Origin of the sequence: Sphingobacterium sp. MYb382 (genome assembly GCF_037572665.1) — a bacterium.
Lineage (GTDB): Bacteria > Bacteroidota > Bacteroidia > Sphingobacteriales > Sphingobacteriaceae > Sphingobacterium.
This window is the reverse complement of sequence record NZ_JBBGZT010000012.1, coordinates 477,739-499,668: the sequence shown is the minus strand read 5'-3', so window position 1 is coordinate 499,668 and position 21,930 is coordinate 477,739. Positions and strand designations below refer to the sequence as shown.

General features: G+C 39.2%; 14 protein-coding genes and 3 tRNA genes. 5 read left to right on the top strand and 12 right to left on the bottom strand.

Features of this window, described 5'->3' with window-relative positions; translation table 11 throughout:
- Window positions 1-38: 38 nt before the first annotated feature.
- A tRNA-Leu gene (locus WH223_RS07265) sits at window positions 39-120 on the bottom strand.
- 154 nt (window positions 121-274) lie between these two features.
- Between WH223_RS07265 and WH223_RS07260 the strand changes: the two genes are divergently transcribed.
- The 3 genes from WH223_RS07260 to creD are packed head-to-tail and all read left to right on the top strand — an operon-like array spanning window position 275 to window position 2,717.
- Window positions 275-892, top strand: a complete 618-nt coding sequence (locus WH223_RS07260) for a hypothetical protein (protein ID WP_340046881.1) — start codon at window positions 275-277, stop codon at window positions 890-892.
- Between the two features lies 1 nt (window position 893).
- On the top strand, window positions 894-1,196 hold the full coding sequence (locus WH223_RS07255) for a winged helix-turn-helix domain-containing protein (protein WP_340046880.1): 303 nt from the start codon (window positions 894-896) through the stop codon (window positions 1,194-1,196).
- Window positions 1,197-1,247: 51 nt separating this feature from the next.
- The gene (gene creD, locus WH223_RS07250) at window positions 1,248-2,717 is read left to right on the top strand and encodes a cell envelope integrity protein CreD (RefSeq protein ID WP_340046879.1); all 1,470 of its coding nucleotides are present in this window, start codon (window positions 1,248-1,250) and stop codon (window positions 2,715-2,717) included.
- A gap of 161 nt (window positions 2,718-2,878) precedes the next feature.
- Here creD and WH223_RS07245 read toward each other — a convergent pair whose 3' ends face one another.
- Window positions 2,879-3,793 carry a DUF4886 domain-containing protein gene (locus WH223_RS07245; RefSeq protein ID WP_340046878.1) on the bottom strand — a complete coding sequence of 305 codons (915 nt, stop codon included), beginning with the start codon at window positions 3,791-3,793 and terminating at the stop codon, window positions 2,879-2,881.
- Between the two features lie 207 nt (window positions 3,794-4,000).
- On the opposite strand from WH223_RS07245, the gene WH223_RS07240 reads away from it, so the two are divergent.
- The gene (locus WH223_RS07240) at window positions 4,001-6,097 is read left to right on the top strand and encodes a S9 family peptidase (protein WP_340046877.1); all 2,097 of its coding nucleotides are present in this window, start codon (window positions 4,001-4,003) and stop codon (window positions 6,095-6,097) included.
- An 86-nt stretch (window positions 6,098-6,183) separates the two neighbouring features.
- Here the strand turns inward: WH223_RS07240 and pth are convergent, their stop codons facing one another.
- The 5 genes from pth to WH223_RS07215 all read right to left on the bottom strand — a co-directional run bounded on the left by pth (window position 6,184) and on the right by WH223_RS07215 (window position 9,168).
- A complete protein-coding gene (gene pth / locus WH223_RS07235; RefSeq protein ID WP_340046876.1) occupies window positions 6,184-6,747 on the bottom strand; it encodes an aminoacyl-tRNA hydrolase in 564 nt (187 codons plus the stop codon).
- 234 nt (window positions 6,748-6,981) lie between these two features.
- Window positions 6,982-7,578 (bottom strand): 50S ribosomal protein L25/general stress protein Ctc, encoded by a 597-nt coding sequence (locus tag WH223_RS07230; RefSeq protein WP_340046875.1) that lies wholly within the window; start codon window positions 7,576-7,578, stop codon window positions 6,982-6,984.
- Between the two features lie 105 nt (window positions 7,579-7,683).
- Entirely contained in the window at window positions 7,684-8,640 is a 957-nt protein-coding gene (locus tag WH223_RS07225) for a ribose-phosphate pyrophosphokinase (RefSeq protein ID WP_340046874.1), read from the bottom strand.
- A 290-nt stretch (window positions 8,641-8,930) separates the two neighbouring features.
- A tRNA-Gln gene (locus WH223_RS07220) sits at window positions 8,931-9,001 on the bottom strand.
- A 96-nt stretch (window positions 9,002-9,097) separates the two neighbouring features.
- Window positions 9,098-9,168, bottom strand: a tRNA-Gln gene (locus WH223_RS07215).
- A 279-nt stretch (window positions 9,169-9,447) separates the two neighbouring features.
- Here WH223_RS07215 and WH223_RS07210 point away from each other — a divergent pair.
- Window positions 9,448-12,477: a DUF2723 domain-containing protein gene (locus WH223_RS07210; RefSeq protein ID WP_340046873.1), complete on the top strand. Its 3,030-nt coding sequence runs from the start codon at window positions 9,448-9,450 to the stop codon at window positions 12,475-12,477.
- 503 nt (window positions 12,478-12,980) lie between these two features.
- Here the strand turns inward: WH223_RS07210 and WH223_RS07205 are convergent.
- The 5 genes from WH223_RS07205 to WH223_RS07185 are packed head-to-tail and all read right to left on the bottom strand — an operon-like array spanning window position 12,981 to window position 21,540.
- On the bottom strand, window positions 12,981-14,042 hold the full coding sequence (locus WH223_RS07205) for a carbohydrate-binding protein (RefSeq protein ID WP_340046872.1): 1,062 nt from the start codon (window positions 14,040-14,042) through the stop codon (window positions 12,981-12,983).
- 41 nt (window positions 14,043-14,083) lie between these two features.
- Complete coding sequence (locus tag WH223_RS07200; RefSeq protein WP_340046871.1) at window positions 14,084-15,052, bottom strand: BT_3987 domain-containing protein; 969 nt, start codon at window positions 15,050-15,052, stop codon at window positions 14,084-14,086.
- Between the two features lie 18 nt (window positions 15,053-15,070).
- A complete protein-coding gene (locus WH223_RS07195) occupies window positions 15,071-17,080 on the bottom strand; it encodes a RagB/SusD family nutrient uptake outer membrane protein (protein ID WP_340046870.1) in 2,010 nt (669 codons plus the stop codon).
- Between the two features lie 11 nt (window positions 17,081-17,091).
- Window positions 17,092-20,193, bottom strand: a complete 3,102-nt coding sequence (locus WH223_RS07190) for a SusC/RagA family TonB-linked outer membrane protein (RefSeq protein ID WP_340046869.1) — start codon at window positions 20,191-20,193, stop codon at window positions 17,092-17,094.
- A 21-nt stretch (window positions 20,194-20,214) separates the two neighbouring features.
- Window positions 20,215-21,540, bottom strand: coding sequence for an IPT/TIG domain-containing protein (locus WH223_RS07185; RefSeq protein WP_340046868.1), 1,326 nt, complete (start codon window positions 21,538-21,540; stop codon window positions 20,215-20,217).
- Window positions 21,541-21,930: the final 390 nt, after the last annotated feature.

The following is a 21,930-nucleotide window of genomic DNA, read 5'->3' as shown; positions in this document are numbered from 1 at the left end:
AATCCTCCCGAGTTTATTAAGTTCGGGAGGATATCAAGTGCGGAAGAAGGGACTCGAACCCCCACGCCTTGCGGCGCCAGATCCTAAGTCTGGTGCGGCTACCAATTACGCCACTTCCGCAGTTGTTTAGGACTTTTATTGTGCCACAAAGATAGAAACGAAAAGCATATCTCGCAAGTCTTTTTTGAAAAAAAATGATAAAAAAAATAAAATAATTTTTTGCTCTTGCATAAGTGTTTTATATTCATTTACTTTGAATTTCAAAGTGCTTTAAATGGAACATAAAGATTTATTAAAAGAGATCGGACAAATCAAGTCCTTGATGGAAAAATCGTCAAAATTCATTTCTATTTCGGGTTTATCCGGAGTTTTGATTGGTCTTTATGCCTTGATAGGAGCAGGCTTTGCCTATGTTAGAGTGTATGGTTTTGCCAGTACTTTTGAATATCGCGACCATTATGTGATGGAAGAACCGGTGATTTGTTATTTACTTGTCGTCGCTTTTGTTGTTTTGGTGGCTTCTTTAGCGACGGGTTTGTTGATGGCGAAGCGAAAAGCGAAGCGTATAAAGCAGTCCATATGGAATGTGACGAGCAAAACTTTGTTGCTGGCAGTCGCTGGGCCCTTAGTGACGGGCGGACTTTTTTCCCTGATATTAATAATAAAAGGGCAATATGGACTTATTGCTTCTAGTTTATTATTGTTTTATGGATTAGCTTTGCTCGCTGGTAGCAGCTACACATTTAAAGAAGTACGTTGGTTGGGTGTTTTAGAAATTCTATTAGGCTTAACGGCATTGTTGTTTCCTGGCTACGGATTGTGGTTTTGGGTGCTAGGCTTCGGTCTGTTGCATATCATCTATGGATTGATTGTTTATAAGAAATACGAATAAAGTGGGATTGGATCTGTCGTTATATAATAAAGTATTTGAAAATAGGGTACGCCTGCAGATTATGGGGGTACTCTTGGCCAATGAAGAGTACGATTTTAGTTCGCTGAAGGACTTGTTGGAGGTCACCGATGGTAATCTAGCCTCCAATTTGAAGACTTTAGAGAAAGAAGGCTATATCCTTGTGGAGAAAAGCTTCGTCGAGAGAAAGCCTAATACACGTTATAAAAAGACTGATAAAGGACAAAAAGCATTTGAACAGCATTTGGCTGCGCTTGAAAATTTAATAAAACTACAGTATAAATAAAATTTTTTACCCAACAACTTTGAAAAACAAAGTACTTTTAAAATTATAATTATGGAAAATTTAGAAACACCAAAGCCTGAAGTTAAGCCAGAAATTCAGGTGTCATTTTTAGAAAGAGTTTTTAGCTCTATTGGGTTTAGGCTAGGGGTGACCCTTATTCTAGTATTGTTTTTGTTAATTCCTTTGAACTTGGTTCAGGATTTGATTCAAGAGCGAAGCCAACGAGAGCGCAGCGTTAGCGCGGAGATTTCCAGTAAATGGGGTGGAGCACAAGTCTTTTCGGGGCCTATAGTAGGAGTTCCTTTTATGCGTCAAGAGAAAGTGCAGACGGAAGATACTAAAGGAAAGACAAAAACGGAGATTGTATGGGTAAGGGATTATGTTTTTTTAACCGCTAATAAGACACAAATTACGTCGACGATAAAGCCAGAATACCTTAAAAGAGGAATCTATCAGTCTGTAGTCTATAATGCCGATTTGCAGGCTAGTGGTGAGTTTGCTGAGTTAGATTTATCCAAGGAGAATATTCGTAAGGAAGATTTATTGTGGCAGGAGGCTAAGCTTTTTATTGGTCTTAGTGATCTAAAAGGCTTAAAGGGAAATCCATCGTTAAAATGGGGAAATGACAACCTTTCTTTCCAAGTCGATCAAGACGAGGTGAAACTTTTTGAGCAGGTACTTTCCGTTCCTGTAGATTTATCAAATCACTCTACGAAGGGAACTTTTGCGATAACGGCTGAGTTGCGCGGAACAAAAACATTAACGGTGTTCCCAACAGCAGCGGAGACGGCAATAAAAATCAATGGCGCATGGAGTAATCCGAGTTTCGATGGTGGATTTTTACCAGAGAATCGAGAAGTAGGGAAAGATAAGTTTGCTGCGGATTGGCATGTGATGGGTTTCAATCGTAGTTTTCCACAGCAGTGGTCGGGTGGGAATAAGTTAATGTATGCCTTAGAAGCTCGGGATGTCAATTACTATGCGGAGTATAGAGAACCTGCGGCAGCGAGTAGTTCCGTTTTAGCTTCAGAGCAAGACATGGTGCAAGTAAGTTTTCTAGAGTCTGTTAATAACTATCAGAAGACAACGCGGGTCGCTAAGTATGGTGCTTTGGTTATCCTATTGACCTTTACTTCTTTATTCTTTACGGAGATTCTTAAAAAACAGCGCGTTCATTTTGTACAGTATATACTTATCGGTTGTGCGATGGTCTTATTTTATGCTTTGTTATTAGCTATAGGAGAGCACCTAGGTTTTAACTGGAGCTATTTTGTAGCTGCTTTAGCGACGATAGGGTTGATTGTTTCCTTTGTATATGGTATTACGAAGGATAAAAAGACGTCACTTATTTTTGCTGGTATTTTAAGTGTTTTCTATGTTTTTGTTTTCGCTTTGATGCAGTTGCAAGATTATGCTTTGATTGCTGGAGCAATTGGTGTGTTTATTATTCTTGCTGTATTGATGCGTTTGTCGATTCGTGTCAACTGGAATCAGTTGGATGGTAAAGAAGGACGGAGCTAAGGTTTCTTAACAAGATAGGCTATGGACTTATATATGCGTATTTATATAATAATCAGATTGCGTTTTCTCTTTATGAGGTAGTGAACAAAAAAATGACTGTCATTAAAAACAAAACAGTTTTTTGGTGACAGTCATTTCATTAATATAAATAGAAAATTGTTTTAGAAATTAGACATATTTGTTATTGCATATGGCTTTAAGTTCGCCATATGTGCCGCATTTTGAGCGATGGCTGTTTCAGAAGCAGAGAAATCATTTGGTTTGTAGATCATACCAACCGTCGAATGATTAAAAATTGCTTCAAACCAGGTGCAAGCAGCAGTGTATCTACCCATCGGTTTGGATAAGTGGTAACCGTCACGTGTGAAATTATCCCCAATAGATGAGGTGCGTCCGTTTTGGATAGCCGTACCTGTAGGGATGATGATATCGATAGGTACGATATTTTTTACTTGTTGCGATACATTCGCGATAGCATTGTACATGGTCAATTGATCCCTATTGTAGTTTGGAAAAGCACTATGCGTTGAATTTTTAGCGTAAGCCCAAGTTTGATGGTAAACGTATTTTACATGTGGATTTGTCGCATTAGTTTTTACAAAATTGTAAACCGCAGGTAAATATTTTTGAACGGTTTCTAGTTTGCCCGAGTTAGCACTGCCTTCTTGAAAAGAAATGTAATCCCAAGGTTCATCAACCAAGGCAAATGCGATGGACTTGTTCTTGTTGTTTATCCTTATGCCAGTTGTGTCGATTTTTCTATACTGGTAGGTTCCCTCGTTATTCTCGATGTTTAATTTGTGCTGCTCGAGGGATGAACCTGAAAGGTAAAGGTTTCCAATAATAACCTTTTGTTTTTTTTCTTTTGCTAGTTCATACAGGTGGGACTCTACAGCATCTTCGGAGAAGCTATTTCCAATAGCCAATATCCGTACGATTCCATCGGTTGGGCCAGTTATAGGCGGTTCGGGATTTGGAACTTGAGTGGGGCCTTCATTTTTAGAACAAGCGCCCAACATGAGTAATACTGACAGAAAAATGAGGTTAATTCTGTTTGAGATGATTTTTTTTCTCATTGCTTAATAGTTTTTCAATTTTAGAAAAATAGTGTACTCGGGCGAGTGCAATTGTAAAAGTAGTTATTTTTTTAAAAAAGTAATTGAAATATTTCCAATTGTTACAATTGAGAATTTGTTGTTCAGTTCGGCCGTTTGTTGGCAGGCGTAAGTTCAGATAAAGCTTTTAATTTCTTAACTTGCAAACTTGAAAAAAGCGTATTATTTATGAATAAAATTTCTGTTTTAGTCGCAGCGATCTGCTTGAGCTCGTCGGTGAGCGCACAACGGGCACCGGAAGTAAAGATCGACAAATCATTGATTACAGATAAAATGCAGCATTTAGGTAAAGATTTAATGACCGCTGAAACACTATGGAAGCTCGGTCGTGTGTCGGCTGAGGGTTTATCGGCCGATGGTAAGCAAGTTGTTTATGGCGTTTCCCAATACAATTTTGCGGAAAATAAGTCGGAGAAAAATCTTTTTGTCACTTCCGTAAAAGGAGGGCAGCCAACGCAGTTTACGTCTGGTTTAGGTGGTGAATCTGTGGTTGAGATTACCGCTGATGGCCATGTAATTTATCTTTATCAAGGTCAATTATGGCAAAAAAGCCTGCAAGGTGGCGAGCCTCGTCAGTTGACTTCTATCGAAGGAGGTTTGTCGAATGTTGTGCTATCACCTGATAAGAAACATATTTTGTTTAGTCGTGCGGTATTGTTGAAAACATACCATAGCACCGATAAATATGCTGATTTGACGAAGTCTAATGTTTACGTATATGATAACTTAGACTATAGACACTGGGATAGCTTCAATGACGGTCGCTTTGAGCATCCTTTTGTGGCATCTTATACGGATGGTCAAATTGGTGAAGCCATTGACATCTTGAAAGATGAACCTTACTACAGTCCACAAGCACCTTTTGGTGGAGCCGATGACTTCGCTTGGTCGCCAGACAGCAAAGCTGTACTTTATGTATGTAAGAAGAAGTTTGGTAATGACTATGCGGTAAGCACCAATACAGATATTTATCGTTATGATTTGGCATCGGGTAATACGGTGAATTTAACCGATGGCTTGGTGGGCTACGATACACATCCGGTATATAGTCCTGATGGACAACGCTTGACTTGGTTAAGCATGAAAACCGATGGATACGAAGCCGACAAAGTAGATATTCTATTGTTTGATAAAGGGAGTTCACAACGTATTAATTTGACAGGACATTGGGATGGAACGGTAAATTCTTTTATATGGAGTAAAGACAATCGTAAAATCTATTTCACGGCACCTGTGCGTGGTACTGTTCAGTTGTTTGTCATTGAAGTACCTTCGAACTTGAAAAATAAAGCCCTTCCTAAGATTCAGCAAATTAGTGACGGTCAATTTGATATTAGTGGAATCGTGGGAGAGACAGATGGCGGATTGGTCGTTACGTCTACAACGATGACACGTGCTACGGAGCTTTTTGTGTATCATTTACAGCAGAAGAAATTAACACCTATTACAGGCGTTAATGATCAGGTATATGCTGGTTTAGCTGAAACAAAGGTAGAAGGACGATTTACGAAGGCTTCCGATGGGCAAGATTTATTCTCGTGGGTAATTTATCCACCGAACTTCGACCCAAAGAAGAAGTATCCGACTTTGTTGTTTTGTCAAGGAGGACCACAATCGGCAACGACGTTAGGCTACTCTTTCCGTTGGAATTTCCAGCTGATGGCTTCACAGGGCTATATCGTTATCTTGCCAAATAGAAGAGGAATGCCAGGATGGGGAACAAAATGGAATGAGGATATTTCTAAAGATTGGGGCGGACAAGCGATTCGTGACTACTTGTCGGCAATAGATGATTTTAGCAAAGAGCCTTATGTTGATAAAGCACGTATCGGCGCTATAGGTGCTAGCTACGGCGGTTACTCGGTATTTATGTTGGCAGGAGTGCATGAAGGACGTTTTAAGACGTTCATCTCTCACTGTGGTTTGTTTGATATGACTTCATGGTATGGCACAACAGAAGAGTTATTCTTTGCTAATCATGATCTAGGCGGCCCTTACTGGGATAAAGCAAATGAGAAAACATATACGGAGTTTAATCCGATTAAGCATGTCGATAAGTGGAACACACCGATTATGATTATTCAAGGAGGTAAAGATTTCCGTGTACCAATTGGTCAAGGTTTAGAAGCCTTCCAAGCGGCACAATTGAAACGTATAAAAAGTAGATTGGTATACTTACCGGATGAGAACCACTGGGTACTTTCTGGTCATAATGCACAAGTATGGCAACGAGAGTTCTTCGGTTGGTTAAACGAAACGTTATAGTCGTATTCCAATACCGGTAATAATAAAAAAACGCGCTAAGCTCTTTAAGAGCTTAGCGCGTTTTTTTATTATCTACTTTGACGTATTTATTTCGTGTTCAAGTTGGTCATCGTAAGTTCAATACCAATTTGAACAAAACTTTGAATCATTTTTACGGCATGGTCAATCAGTGCCGGAAGATCTTTTTGTTCTTCTTTATCAAACGGACCTAATACGTAGTCTACCTGTCTACCTTTCGGATAGTTGTCACCAATGCCGAAACGTAAGCGTGGGTAGTTTTGACCGCCACACAGCTCCTCAATAGATTTCAATCCGTTATGGCCTGCGGCCGATCCTTTAGGCTTGATGCGTAATGAAGAGAAAGGGATGGCCAAGTCATCAACAACGACCAATACGTTCTCTATCGGTACTTTCAACTCTTTCATCCAATAGTTGACCGCCTTACCACTTAAATTCATAAAGGTGGTCGGTTTAATCATATATACGTTTTTTCCGCGTAGTTTGAAATCGCTGTAGTATGCTAATCGAAGTAAAGACCAAGAGCTGCCTGCTTGTTTCGCAACTTCGTCAAGGACCATAAATCCAATATTGTGACGTGTATCTTCATACTCTTTACCAATATTCCCTAATCCAACAATTAAATAGTTCATGCTGCAAAAATAAAAAAAACAAAATAGATTTTCCCCCTTGTTCAGCAATCGTTTACATATAGACTTTAAGCGTAATGTAAAAAATATGAAGAGGTGGATGTAGAATGTATAAGAATTATGGTTGGTTAAGCTTTGAATAGGCTTAGATAAACCTTTTCTTTTGCCAGTGTTCTTTTTGTATACAAAAAAAGGCATCGATTTCTCGATGCCTTTTTTATTTCCCGAAGGGATAAATTATTTTTTACCACCTTTAGTTGCTTTCGCAGCTTCTTGCTCTGCTTGACGTAAAGCACGTGACATGATAACAGAAACGATTGTATCGTCAGAGTTATTCAAGATTTTAGCGTCAGTTAAAGCAGCTTGTGCAACGCGGAAAGATTTACCAACTTCTAAAGATTCCATAGGAACTTCGATTACTTGAGGCAAGTTGTTAGGTAAAGCTTTAACACGTAGGTTACGTAATTTTTGTACTAATTTACCACCCATTTTAACACCTGGAGAAGTACCAGTTAATTTAACAGGGATATTTACAGCAACTTCTTTATCGTCGAATAACTCTAAAAAGTCGATGTGCGTAACCAAGTCAGTAAGTGGGTGGAATTGTGCTTCTTGAACGATAGCTCTTGTTTTTTTACCGTCGATGTTTAATTCTACGAAAACAACATCTGGAGTGTAAAGAACTGGTTTCAAATCAGCTGCGGATACAGAAAGGTGAGTTTGATCTTGACCACCGTAAAGAACTGCTGGAATGTTTCCTTGGTAACGCAATTCTTTTGCATCTCTTTTCCCTACGTTCTGTCTTACAGAACCGCTAATAGCAATTGATTTCATTTTTTTTAAATTAAAATTTTGAGTTGCAAAGATAGGTTTAAGTTTTGATAAACAAAAATTTATTAAAAAAATAGGCGTCTTTTTGGAGACGCCTATTTTAAATTTTTATTTAATGTCGAACAAGTCAGAGATTGAACTGTGTTCGTTAATGTTTTTAATAGCATTTGCAAATAGATCCGCTGTAGATAACGGTCTAATTTTCGTTGAGTTTTTAACTTTCTCAGCATCCAATTGAATGGTATCCGTAACGATCATTTCTGTCAATACAGAGTTTTCAATGGTTTCATAAGCATTACCAGAAAGTACAGCATGTGTACATACCGCTCTTACGGAGTTAGCACCATTTTCCATAATCAAAGCTGCCGCTTTCGATAAAGTACCTGCCGTGTCGCAGATGTCATCAATCAAAACGATGTCTTGACCTTTTACATCTCCGATGATAGACATCGATTCAATTTCGTTAGCACGTTTACGACGTTTGTCACAGATGATAACTTCTGCGTTGAAGAACTTAGCAAACGTACGCGCACGGTAAGAACCACCCATATCTGGCGATGCTATCGTCAAGTTAGGTAGGTTTAATGATTTGATGTACGGAACGAAGATGATAGAACCATCTAAGTGGTCTACAGGGATGTCAAAAAATCCTTGAATTTGTGCAGCGTGCAAATCCATTGTCATGATGCGGTGTGCACCGGCAGCCATAATTAGATTAGCAATCAATTTAGCACCGATAGCCACACGTGGTTTGTCCTTTCTATCCTGACGCGCATAACCGAAATAAGGAACGACTACAGTAATGTAGTGGGCCGAAGCTCTTTTTGCTGCATCAATCATCAGCAAAAGTTCAAGAAGATTGTCGGAAGGTTGGTTGGTAGATTGGATTAGGAATACATCGCTTCCGCGGACGGATTCATTGTAAAAAGGTTGGATTTCTCCATCACTAAACTTGGATAAAGTTTTATCACCTAGTGGTTTACCGTAAGATTTAGCGATTTTTCCTGCTAATTCTTCTGTTCCAGAGCCGGCGAACAGCTTTACCGTGTTAAATTGCAAAGGCATCGTGCGTAATTTTATGTTGGGTTAACTTGAATACTTTCACTTTGTTATCACATCAAATTTTGAGAAAGTTGCCCCATTTGGATTCGAACCAAAATCGCTTGTACTACCCTTATACTATGGGACAAAACTCAACAAAAAACTAGTACCTGAAAATCAGGTCCAGTCTGTAATTATTGCTCACAAAGTTAGCCAAATGTTTGTGAAAACAAAATTGTTTTTCAAGGGCTTTGCATAATTTAAAGAGGGGGTATAAAACAAAAAAAGAGGCAAGCTTAGCTTACCTCTTTTTGTTGTCCCACCTGGATTCGAACCAAGACAAACAGCACCAAAAACTGTCGTACTACCATTATACTATAGGACATTGTTGTAACAAGATTAACTTGTTGTGTTTTGTAATTTATAAAATTACGTTTTAAAAGCTTGAAAAAAGAGGATAGGATATCTATCCTCTTTTTTGTTGTCCCACCTGGATTCGAACCAAGACAAACAGCACCAAAAACTGTCGTACTACCATTATACTATAGGACAAGCTTTTTGTCAGAGCAATCAGCGTTTGATTGTTTTGACGATGCAAATATACGCCTGTTTTTATTAGTTCCAAAACTTTTTTTGCTCTTTATGCTGTTTATGTTGATTTTCAGGGTGATATTTTTTGTTTTAGGATTTCGGTTTAATGATGTTTACAACAATATAAGCTACCTATCGATGTTCTTACATTAAAATTTGTTAATAATGTTTCATTGTAGGATAGTATTCCTTATTTTCGGAGAATAATTTTTAGTAGGATAACCTTTTATCAATACACGAATGAATTACAATAAGATTAACAACCTCATAGGTTGGGTCTGTGCGGCCATCGCTACGATAGTGTATGTCATGACCGTTGAGCGCACAGCTAGTTGGTGGGACTGTGGTGAGTTTATCGCCTCGGCTTTCAAAATGCAGATCGTCCACCAGCCAGGGGCACCATTATTTTTAATGCTGCAAAATATATTCTCCAACTTTGCGCTAGGTGATGGTACACGTATCGCCTTTTGGATGAATATTGGTTCTGCCGTTTCCAGTGGTTTAACCATTCTCTTTTTATTTTGGAGTATCACAGCCTTGGCACGTAAAGCTTTTACGGGAGTCGACCGTCATGCCCCATTAAATAGTGGTCAGTTGTTTATCACTATGGCATCGGGTGTTGTTGGTGCTTTGGCTTATGCTTTTACCGATACCTTTTGGTTCTCGGCCGTAGAATCGGAAGTATATGCGATGTCTTCATTGTGTACAGCCGTTGTATTTTGGGCGATTTTAAAATGGGAGGTGCGTGCTGATGAGCCCGGTGCTGACCGTTGGTTGGTGCTTATCGCTTATGTGATGGGTCTTTCTATAGGTGTCCATTTGTTGAACTTATTGGTTATTCCTGCTATTGCCATGGTTATCTACTTCCGTAAAACGAAGGAAAGTACAACAGCAGGCATGCTTAAGGCTTTGGGTCTAGGTGTTGTCGTGTTAGGCTTTACATTGTGGGGAGTGATTCAATACACGATTAAATTTGCTGCTTATTTCGACCTTTTCTTCGTCAATACTTTAGGTACTGGCTTTGGTGTAGGAACGACAGTTTTTGCATTTTTAGTGATTGGTGGATTGGTTTACGGTATCGTATATTCTATTAAAAAGGCAAAACCTTTATTAAATATTATCTTCGTTAGTATCGCTTTTATCTTATTTGGTTACAGTTCTTTTGCGATGATTACCATTCGTGCGAAGGCTAATCCTACCTTGAATAATAGTGATCCAGACAACGTATTTAGCTTCTTAAGCTACCTTAACCGTGAGCAATATGGTGATGAACCATTGTTTAAAGGTAAGTACTTCGATTCTCGCCCTACAGATGTGCAAGAAGGTAAGAAGATATACCGTAAGGATAACGATAAGTATGCTGTTGCGAAACGCACTTCGGTATATTCTTACGATAGAGAAACAATTTTCCCACGTATTTACAGTGAGAAAAATGGGCACCCAGACTATTATAGAGAGTACTTAGGTCTAGGCCCTAATGAGACGCCAACGTTCTCTGACAACTTGAAGTTCTTCTTCGGTTATCAAATTGGACATATGTATGGACGTTATTTCTTATGGAATTTCGCCGGTCGTCAAAATGATCAACAAGGTCAGGGTTCATACACCGAAGGTAATTGGATCAGTGGTATTAAACCTATTGATAACCTGTTGGTAGGTGGACAAAATGCATTACCTACTTCGGCGAAAGAAGATCCAGCACGTAATACGTATTTCTTCTTGCCTTTAATTTTAGGTTTAATTGGTGCATTCTGGCAGTTTGGTAAAAAACAACGTGACGCTGGTGTTGTAGGTTTATTGTTTTTCTTCACGGGTTTAGCTATTGTATTGTACTTAAATCAATCACCATTGCAACCACGTGAGCGTGATTATGCCTACGCAGGTTCATTCTATGCATTCAGTATATGGATTGGTCTAGGTGTGTTAGCTATTGCTGATTTCTTGAAGAAGAAAGTGAATGCTAAGGCTGCGGCCTACACTGCGACAGCCTTTGGTCTGTTAGGTGGTCCTGTCATCTTGGTGGCTAACAACTACAATGATCACAACCGCTCGGAGAAGAGCCTAGCGCGCGATATGGCACGCAACTATTTAGAGTCCTGTGCGCCAAATGCGATCTTGTTTAGCTATGGTGATAATGATACGTACCCATTATGGTATGTGCAAGAGGTAGAAGGATTCCGTACGGATGTGCGTGTGGTAAACTTAAGTTTATTAAGCGCTGATTGGTATATGAAACAAATGATGCAGAAGGTGAATAATGCCGATGCATTACCAATACAAATCGACCCTGAGTTAATTAAGGATGGTGTGCGCGATGTTATTTACTACCAAGATTATAAAATTCCAAGCTACGTGCCTGTACAGGACTTATTGAAAGTAATGCTTTCTGATAATCCACAAAACAAAGCACAGTTGCAAAATGGTGAGTTTGTGAACTTATTGCCAACGAAAAAAATGGAGTTGGGTGTTGATAAGCAATCTGTATTAACCAATCATGTGGTTCCTAAAGAATGGGAAGACGCTATTGTTGATACTATGCGTTGGACATATAGCCAAAACTATGTTAGCCGTGCCGAACTTTCTATCATGTCTATCTTAGCAAACAACAACTGGAAACGTCCGATTTACTTCACGGTGACAACACCAGAAGAAAACTATATCGGTTTAGATCGTTACTTGGTTAATGAAGGTTTTGCTTTACGCTTGATGCCTGTAGACTTCGGCTTGAAAGAAGAAGATGGTAGCGCTATCCTTAACGTGGATCAGACGTATACCAACATTATGGATAAATTCTCTTGGGGAAATATCGGTAAAGCTTCTTACGTAGACCCTGATTCATACCGTTATATCAGCATGTTTGTAGGTTCTATTTACGGACAGACAGCACAGCAGTTAATCGCTGGTGGCGAGAAAGATAAAGCGAAGAAATTGGTGGTTAATGCATACGATAATATGCCGAAGAAAACTTACTTAATGTCTGAAGCAATGAGTTATTTAACGCTTATTGATGCGATGTATAAAGTAGGAGAGACTGCTAAAGCAAATGATTTAGTACAGCGTAATTTGAAGTTTATTCGTGAGAATATGACGTATTACGAAGCTGTGTCGAGCGATAAATCGAACTTAGAGTTTAGAAATATGCGTTACGGTTTACTTTCTATTCAACGTTACAAACAGTTGATGGATGAAGTAAATCAGCCCGATGTGAAGAAAGAAGTTGATGCTTTATATGCGCAATATAAACATTACTTTGAGCAACCTGCTAAATAAGTAAGACGCTCTGTATACTGAATTTTCAGTTTTTTAAAAAGCCCTTTTCGTTATCGGAAAGGGCTTTTTTTATGGATAGTGGTAATATAACACTTCCTAATATTAAAGGTTAACGAAGCGCTTGAGATAATACTTCCTGCTTGAAGGAAGTGCTGCTAGATAAGGTCTTTCTTTCTATAAAGGACGGGGACTTAAGGGCACGCGGATAATGAAATTTATAGTATGACATATGGTTCGGATGTTTGGTGTTCTACTCGTGTTTTATCTAAGATTTGCTAAGATGTTGTAATCCGGTAATAACCGACTTCTTACTTCAATTAGGTGGTAAGCGAGCCTCTTTTAAAGCAATGATTACTGAGGCTGTCGATGTTAATAGGGAAGTCGAATAGAGATTTTAACAGGGCATAAAATACAAATAGACAGATACGAGATCTGCCTATTTGCCCAAGTTTTAAAATTAAGTATTCCCGCTAAAAATCTTTTTAGCGGAAATAGATGTGTTTTTACATTTTTCTAAAGCGTAAGCCTCTAAAGTTAAATCCGGATTGATCAATCACGAATCGCACCTTTCTAGCACCTTGTGCTAGGTTAATTTGTTTAGGTGGGTTCGGGTTGAATACCCAAGAGTTCCAGCTTCCATTGCTCGGTACATCCACATTACCTGTGACGTTTACACCATCAACCTCAATATGGTATTTCCCGACGGCACTTCCGGATAAAGAAGCCTCAAATAAATAAATACCAGCATCTTTGACGTCAACGGTATATTGGTACCATTTACCAGCAGCTAGGTAACCGATATTCGTTCCGTTACCCTCAATCGTAACAGCAATACTCTGCGTATCTCCTTTACCTCTTCTGTAGCTATCAGATCCTGCTGCGCCTGTTCCATTATCAAAGAATGCTCTGTTTAAACCACCGAAATCGAAATCAGCCGCATTGATAAATTTTTCAACACCAGCTTTCAGCTCATGAGGCCCATTAAACGGTCGTGTAAAAGAAACTGATACTTTAACCTTTTTTGTAATTGTTCCCAAGGTGTAGCTTATAGATGTTTCACCTTCAGTCATACCTACAATCTGTCCGATTTCATTTACCGTAGCGACATTGTTGTTTTCTGAAGTCCATATCGCTGTTGTTAAGTTATTCGCATTTTCAGGAATACGTTTTACAGTGATTGTTTTTGAAGCATTTGGTGTTAAATCTAAGCGTTGATCACTTAACACAACATCTACCAAAGGGATTTTAGTCAAGGCGTTGATTTCCACTTTGCGTTGTAGGTTTCCAGCATTGACCACAATTTTTGTGAAGCCTTCACCGATTAGTTTAACCTTACCATCGCTGGAGACAGTGGCTACTTTACTATCTTCAGATGACCATTCGAAATGGTGATTTACATTCGTAGGACTCGCTGTTAGTTGAAGCTCATCGCCAATAAACCCCGTAAACGAGGATTTATCGACATAAATCTCTGGAACGACTTCTGTACGCTTAAACTCATTGCAGCTATTTAGCAAGAGCAGGATACTTATTCCAAATGCGAATTTTAAAATATAGTTGTTCATTCGTTTATTTTTTAGATTATTTTGAATAGCAGTAGAGCTGTTTAATTCTCCACTTCATCTTCTGCTTTAAACTCTAACCTTAACTCCTCCTTAAATTCAACGACCGTACCATCTGCTACGTAGTTGTATCTTAGTAAGAATGTTTTGTAGGTTTTAAATCCATCGTTTTCAATTCTGAAAATATTCGGAAAGTCAGGGTCTCCATTTACCTGCGTAACGACAAGATTGCGATATGGTTTAATCGTAACCTTGTTATCCGTTCCTATAGTCACCACAATAGCCGCACGGTTAAAGGTGCTTATGTCTGATAAATAGGCTTCATTTCCGGCCATAACACGGATACTATTCGTCGTTATTGGATGCATAACTTTGTTACCGGGCATTTCTAGCTCGGAAGCAGATCCCTGCTGTCTATATTTTCCACGCATGCTATACAAAGTTGTACCATCCGATAAGGCATAGTAGTTTTTCGTTTTTACACGGTATAAGATGTAGTTCTTTTTAGGATTAGCCTCATAGTCAGAGAAGGAATTCACCCGCAAAGGAATAAAATAAGCAGAGTCAGGAGATAAACCATCGGGTCTAATCTTAATCGGTAGACGTCCACTAATCTCGCCAGCAGGAATCGTGAACGACATGCTAGCGATATCATATTTATCCTTCGGCATTGGTCGGATATACTTCGAAGCGTCGTTGTCAAAATTGATCTTGTTAAATTGATCGATAAGACTTTTATCCTCCACTAAATTCACTTGTATATCTTTTTCTGTAGGTTTTGTGCCTCCCAAGGAAGCCGCAATGTAACCCGTTGACTCTTTACCTAAAAAGTGAAATTTTCTAGCTACGTTATCGGATTCACTAATCAACGCGAATACATTTTTGTATTGCTCTTTTTCGAAAACTTCATCATCATTACAGGACTGCAAGCCCAATAAGCCTATTGAAATCCCTAAAAAAGAACAAACTATGGAGCATTTTGCTTTTAGCTGTTTTGCTGTTAATTTTTTCATAATAATTTCAAATGGTTGTTAGTTATCCCAGCCTGGATTTTGATTTAAAGATGGAAGTAATCTGATTTCATTCAATGGTATTGGTAAAAAGGCTAATCGCTTATTGACGACACGCGCACCAATTCTTGATGTATTTGGAATAACTCTATTGAAATAAACATCTCTAGACCCTTCAGTATTCATACCACGTATAGGTTCACTTTCTACTTGTTCCATAATACCCCATCTTCTTACATCATAGTAACGTCTATTTTCAAACAAGAATTCAGACATTCTTTCTTTCTCAATTAAGCGCTGAAGGGTAGCCTTATCTTCGTTACCACTAAGTCCTGGCAAGCCTGCTCTATATCTAACTTGATTAAAGGCTTTTTTAATCTGATTCATGTCTCTAGAGAAATTTTGGGATGAACCATTTATCTCCGCTGCGTGTGAGCCATCTAAATTGTTTAAAGCTTCCGCATAAGAAAGTAAAATTTCCGCATAGCGAATGATTGGGAACGCTTTGTCCATTCGACGATTGTTTGTTCCTCCCCAAGCATCAGTAGGGTGGATAAATTTCTTTACCACATATCCTGTAATCGGGAAGTCAACAGGGCTACTTACAGATCCTTTACCATTTGGAGAGTCAAAGAAGTACTCAATTGTCTGGTTGAAAAAACCTGAAGAAGTAGACGACGTCATTGGCCAATAAGCTCCCGAGAAGCCAATACTTGCGTAGAAACGGGGCTCACGGTTGGCGTACATATTGCTCACATTGGAGTTTAATCTGTAACCAGAGAATATTTTTACGGAGTTTGTAAATCCTGTTTCTGTATATGGATAATTTGTGCTTGAATTGGCAATATCGTGACCATCAATCATCGTGTAGTTGTCGATGATTTTTTGAGGAACGCCAGCGCCATTCCATCCATCTAATTTTTGTGGAAATGAGGTCCGTGTTTCAGAAACAAGTTGCGGACTACGTCTTCCCCACACATATTCTGGATTTACCGGAATTACAGCCTCGCCATTAAACATTTCAGAATAGGAACGATATGGGTCAATACCGTTAGCCCCATTCGGCCATTCTTGGTAGTAATTAGGGTCGGATGTTACACCAGCAGGTAATGCTGGAGTTTCACTATCTGCAGGAACGGTATGCAAACGGAAGATACCACCGTCGCCCATATCGATAATGCGTTTGGCAGCCGCTGCTGCAACAGCCCATCTTTTCTCATCGTAAGTTTGTGATACATATTGTGCGTTATCACTCGTTCTTCTCCATGTCCCGAAGTAGGAGCGTGCTGCATCCCCACCATTAAATAGTGGGCTCGCATGTATCAACCGGATACGTGCAATCAATCCATACGCAGCACCTTTCGTTGGTAAACCAAATTCAACTAAAGGCAGTGTGTTGGGTAAGAATGTTGCTGCTTCTTCCAACTCTTTACATATATACTCTACGGCTTCATCATAGGTACTTCTTGATCGATTATACGATTGTAATGTTCCATTTGATTCAATTATTTCGTCGCCTAGGATAATAGGAGGACCAAAATCCACTAAAATATTGTAATACGCATAGGCACGGATAAAACGAGCATTAGCTAAAATCGTGAAGCGATCCTGTGTCTTCATATCTTTCGCTTCATCAATGCGGGTGAAAATGGTATTACACTTCCGGATGATTTTGTAATAATCTCCCCAACGGTTTAAAGAATACAAGTTGCTCGGTGTTATTTCGCCCAATATAAAGCGTATTCCGCTGTAGCCATTCGATAGGAAAGACGTGAAACCTTCATCCGTAGCGTAAGGGCCTGGCGTATGGCTATTGTATTGCAAGCCCCCTTCATCAGGAAACATGGCTGCAGCGCCCCATAGGTATGCTTTTATATACCTGGTTTCTGCAAATACAGTGTCTAATTTTAGCTCATCACTAAAGTAATTATCAACACTTAGGAATTTCTTGCATGAAATAGTGCTCAATACCATAGCTAATAATAAAGGTATTAAGGCGATTCTATAGCTGTTTTTATTTAATAACTTCATAATTTGTAGGCTTATAAGTTGATGTACAATTGTAGAATGTAAGAGGTTGGGATTGGGTAAACCTCTCCATTTTTATAAGCTAATTCTGGGTCGAAGATTTTAACCTTATCCCAGATAACTAGGTTGTTTGCAACAAACTGCATATCAATAGATGATATTTTCATGCGCTGTAAAAAACTAGATTTTAAGTTGTAATTGATATTTACCTCTTGAAGTCTTAAATAGCGCGCATCTCCCTTCCAGAAGTCTGAAAGTTGGGAGTTATTGTTGTTGTTACCATAGGTTAATCTAGGGAACTTTGCATTTGGGTTTTCCGCTAAGGAAGGATCAATACCATGGGATGCAGCAAACTCTTTCGGAATCCAACGGTTTTTAGGGTCGTTAGCGATATCCAAAACATTACCATTAACACCACCATAGAAAGGCACATAGCCTGTTCCGATTCCATTGCCAGAGTAGAAGAAATCTGTTTTACCTGTACCTTTAAACAAAACACCAACGGTAAAGCTTTTGTACGAAAATTCACCCCCAAAGCCGTACATCAGTAATGGGAATTTACTATGTGCAATCGGAACCATATCGTCCGTATTAATGACACCATCACCATTAACATCTCTGTATTTAATATCTCCAGGCATTACTTTACCAAATTGGGCAGGACTGTTATTCACATCGTCCCAATCTTTAAAGAACCCTAACGATTGATAGCCTCTGGTGGCATTATGTGGATAGCCAGAAATCTCTTGATATGGGTATTTCGGATTTGCCTCTTCCCAGTTTTGGACGTTATTTTTAGAGTAGGTGAAATTACCACGTAGGGTAAAACTCATGTCTTTGTTTAACTGTTGTCTGAAGGACGCACTTCCATCAGCACCTAAGCTTTTCATTTTTCCAACATTACCATAAGGCATAGATACTAGACCAGCGTATTCAGGAACTTGAACACGTTGCATAAAAATTCCATTCCGTTGATCATTGAATACGTCAACAATAAAGTTTAGTTTATCGTTGAACAAGTTCAACTCCATACCGACATTGGCTTTTATCGCTTTTTCCCATTGTAAATTATCGGCACCGATGATATTTTCATTTACACTTTCCATGAGGGCAGATGTGCCCCATGGCGATGATATGGATCGGTTTACCATAGTTAAGTACGGAAATCTACGGTCATCGGTAATACGGTCATTACCAACTGTACCGTATGAACCTCTGAATTTTAAGAAGCTAATCCAAGGCAGGTTTTCTTTAACATATTCGTAGTTCGTAGGCACCCAACCCCCAGCTATAGACGGGAAGAATCCGTACTGTTTACCAGGCTGGAAGTTTTCTGAACCCGTATATCCAAAGTTTACATCTACCATATAAGTATCTCTAAATCCATAAGTGAACCTACTGGATACCCCTTGGTAGCGAATTGGAATGGCGCTTAGGTTGCTAAGACTTTTTTTGGTTTCCTTTTGATCGCTTAAGTAATAATAGATCAATGCCGATGTTCTATGGTCTGATCCGATGCGTTTCTCATAGTTCAACGTACTCTCAAAGTGATATTTTCTATACTGATTCGTATTGTTTACATACATCACAGGTATAGATGGAGAACGCTCAATGGTAATAAGCTCTCCCAGTTGGTTACGACCTACAGCTTGGTATAGTGCAGGTGCTAATAAACGGTTTTCATCAAAAAAACTTACAATATCATAAGCCCCTTGACCTCTAATTTTTAATCCCGGTAGGATGAAATTTAATTTTTGATCTAGGGCTAAGGTAAATTTACCTCTAAATTCTTGGTTTGATTTACGGCCCATATGGTTAATCATGACGAGCGGGGAGGCTAAGGATCCTATACTTGAACTAGCCGGTAGTTTGCCATCTGAATACCGTGTTGGAATCAACAAAGGATTTAAATTCGCTTGTGCCCTCCATATATAATCCGTATTGGCAACTCCAGGCATGTTGTTTACAGAAAGAAAACCATCTGTACCAAAGTATAACGTGGAGGTAGGCGATAGCTCTAAGTCTATATTTGTTCTATAGTTGTACGTTTTGTAACCTGAATTTGCGGCGTAAACACTGTTCTTATCAAACTTATAGGCAGCTGTCTCATCGCTCATACCAAGACTTAAGAAATAACGTGCTACTTGTGCACCACCTCGCGCACTCGCATAAAAGCTATTTCTAAATCCGTTATCACGCATCACCTGCTCTTGCCAGTTCACATCAGGATACATATCTCTGTCCAATCCATCACGGATAATGTCTAGCTCTACATTAGAATAGATATCTGTTTCACCACGTACGGCGCGAGCTTCATTGGCTAATTTCGCGTAATCGTAGGCACGTAAATAGTTCGGTAAGCGAGGTAGGAAGTTTGCTGTAGCATTTACCCTACCGGTGATGTTTAATTTACCCGCTTGACCACGTTTAGTCGTTACAAGAACAACCCCATTGGCACCACGAACACCATAAACCGCAGTTGCAGAGGCATCCTTTAAGATGGAAAAACTCTCCACATCGGCAGGATCAATCGTGTTGATGCTTCCTTCTAGTCCATCAATTAAAACTAAGGCGCTAGAATTTGCACCGAAGGTACCAATACCACGAACCCAAAATTCGGAGATGTTTTTTCCGGGTTCACCACTACCTTGCAGTGAAATTACACCGGCTGCTCTACCACCAAGTAGGTTTGCGATGGAGGTAGCTGGCGTTTGTAAAGTTTTTACATCGACGCTCGTTACGGCAGCCACATTGGAAATCTTCCGTTGTGTACCACCTAGACCTACGACCACGACTTCGTCGATGGCATCAGCTTTTTCGAAAAATTGTATTTTTATGTTTGCTTTTGTGTCTGTTACCAAATACTCAACATCTTTATATCCGATGTATTTGAAGACCAACATATCTCCTTTAGCAGCCTTTATGGAAAATTTACCTTTGGCGTCAGAAGATGTTCCGATACTTATTTTGTCACGTAGATATACGGTTACACTAGCAATAGGTTCTTCAGTTTCATCCACTACAACCCCAGTTACAAGCGAATTATCTTGACCATATGCAGTAAAAACCACGGATACTACTAATAGTACCCATACGAATAGGTTTTTTAATTTCATTTCTAGGTTAATTAGGTAAGGTTAGTTTATTGAAAGTTTTCTGACCCGGTTGTTGTTGAAGTCTGCTACGTATACAGAGCCATCTTTGCTGATACCAATTCCTGTAGGATTATTGAATAAAGCATCTTTCTTACCACCATCTCTCCATCCTGCAGTACCTGGCATTCCCAATACGGTTTCAACTAATCCTTCAGGACTAATTTTCCGAATACAATGGTTCCCACTATCTGCGACATACATATTGCCGTCAGCATCGGTAAAAATCTGTGATGGGTCTCTAAATTGGGCAACTTCCAATTTACCATCGCGGTGGCCACCAGCGGTAGAACCCGATAGTTTTTTGAAAGTGGTTGTTGGATTAGTTACGTCAATACTACAAATACTATTTGCGTTAACACCACTGCCTGAGTTGAAAGATAAATAAAGAATGTTCGGCTTGTTTGGTGTGAAAGTTAGTCCAAAACTATCTCCTTGTTCTGTTTTGTAAATGGTTTCTACCTCGTAAGTCCTTGGGTTGATCTTAACGATTTGACCATAATAATAACGGGTGTAGATAAAGCCGTCAGTCGGGTTGAACACCATAGAGTGTTTCCATCCTTGTGCTGGTCGATCTCCTTCAGCAGGCCATTTCATCTCCCGAACGCGTGGTGCCCAGAATTCTTTTGGATCTAAAGAGTAGTAAGAGCCTACCGTTGTTTCTGTAGGAAAACTAACGACTCCAGTTTCTGGATCTGCCGCAGGTACATTGGCACGTACATTTCTAGCTATGGTAATCAATTCGTTCTTTTCTTCATCGATTCGAGCAATATGTTCGAAACCATCAACTCGGTTAATCATGAAGATGTTGTCTTCTTTGTCTACACATACATAACGAGGTGCAACAATCGATTGCGAAAGGTCGCCATCGCGATAACTCGCGCGGCTACCGTTTCCAGCAATTGTTGTTACGGTTACGGAAGTCTTGTAGTAAAAGTCTTTTTTGTAGATAACGGAATCGTTCCCGATAGCGATAGCTATTTTACAGGTGTCTCCAGGCAATCTAGGTGCTAGGACATACATTTTGTTTCCTGTGGATCCAACGACAGCTGCTTTTCGGCCATTAAACCACACTCTAATTTGCTCGGGATCGTTCCCGAAATTTTCGCCAGTAATCATAACCTTTTCTAGGTACTTTCCTGAATCGGGATAAACTAAGTCTAGTTTAATCGGTTTGCTAGCGTCGTAAGGAATTTCCTCCCTTTCCACCTCGTTTTTATCTTTACAAGCACTCGCCACGATGAATGTGGTGACTGTCGTAAAAAATAATAAACGTACGAGCCGCATCTTAAATGGTAACTGTTTAAGCATTGGTTTAGTAATTTAGTTAGGTTTATTTTTTTTATTAATTCGTAAAAACATAAATCAGGTCTTAATGCTAATTAAGATGATTAGGTCGTTAAGAGGATCTATGTTTTTTTGGTTAGTGCCCAAATATATTATATGAAATAATATCAACCATCCTGCACTGTCCTGCTTACTAAAAAAAAATAAAAAACGTGTGAATTGAATGTTGGAGAAGACGAGTTCGTTAATTGTTTTTTCAACTATTTATGTTTTTTATCGTTGCATAAACAATAGATTGAATACTAGTTTTGTTCTTTTTTTATGCCTTAATCTTTGTTTAGCCCCATTTTTAGGTTTTGTGTATTTTTGAGATAAAGTTTGTATGAAAGGTGAGTGTTGTTCGTTAATCTTACT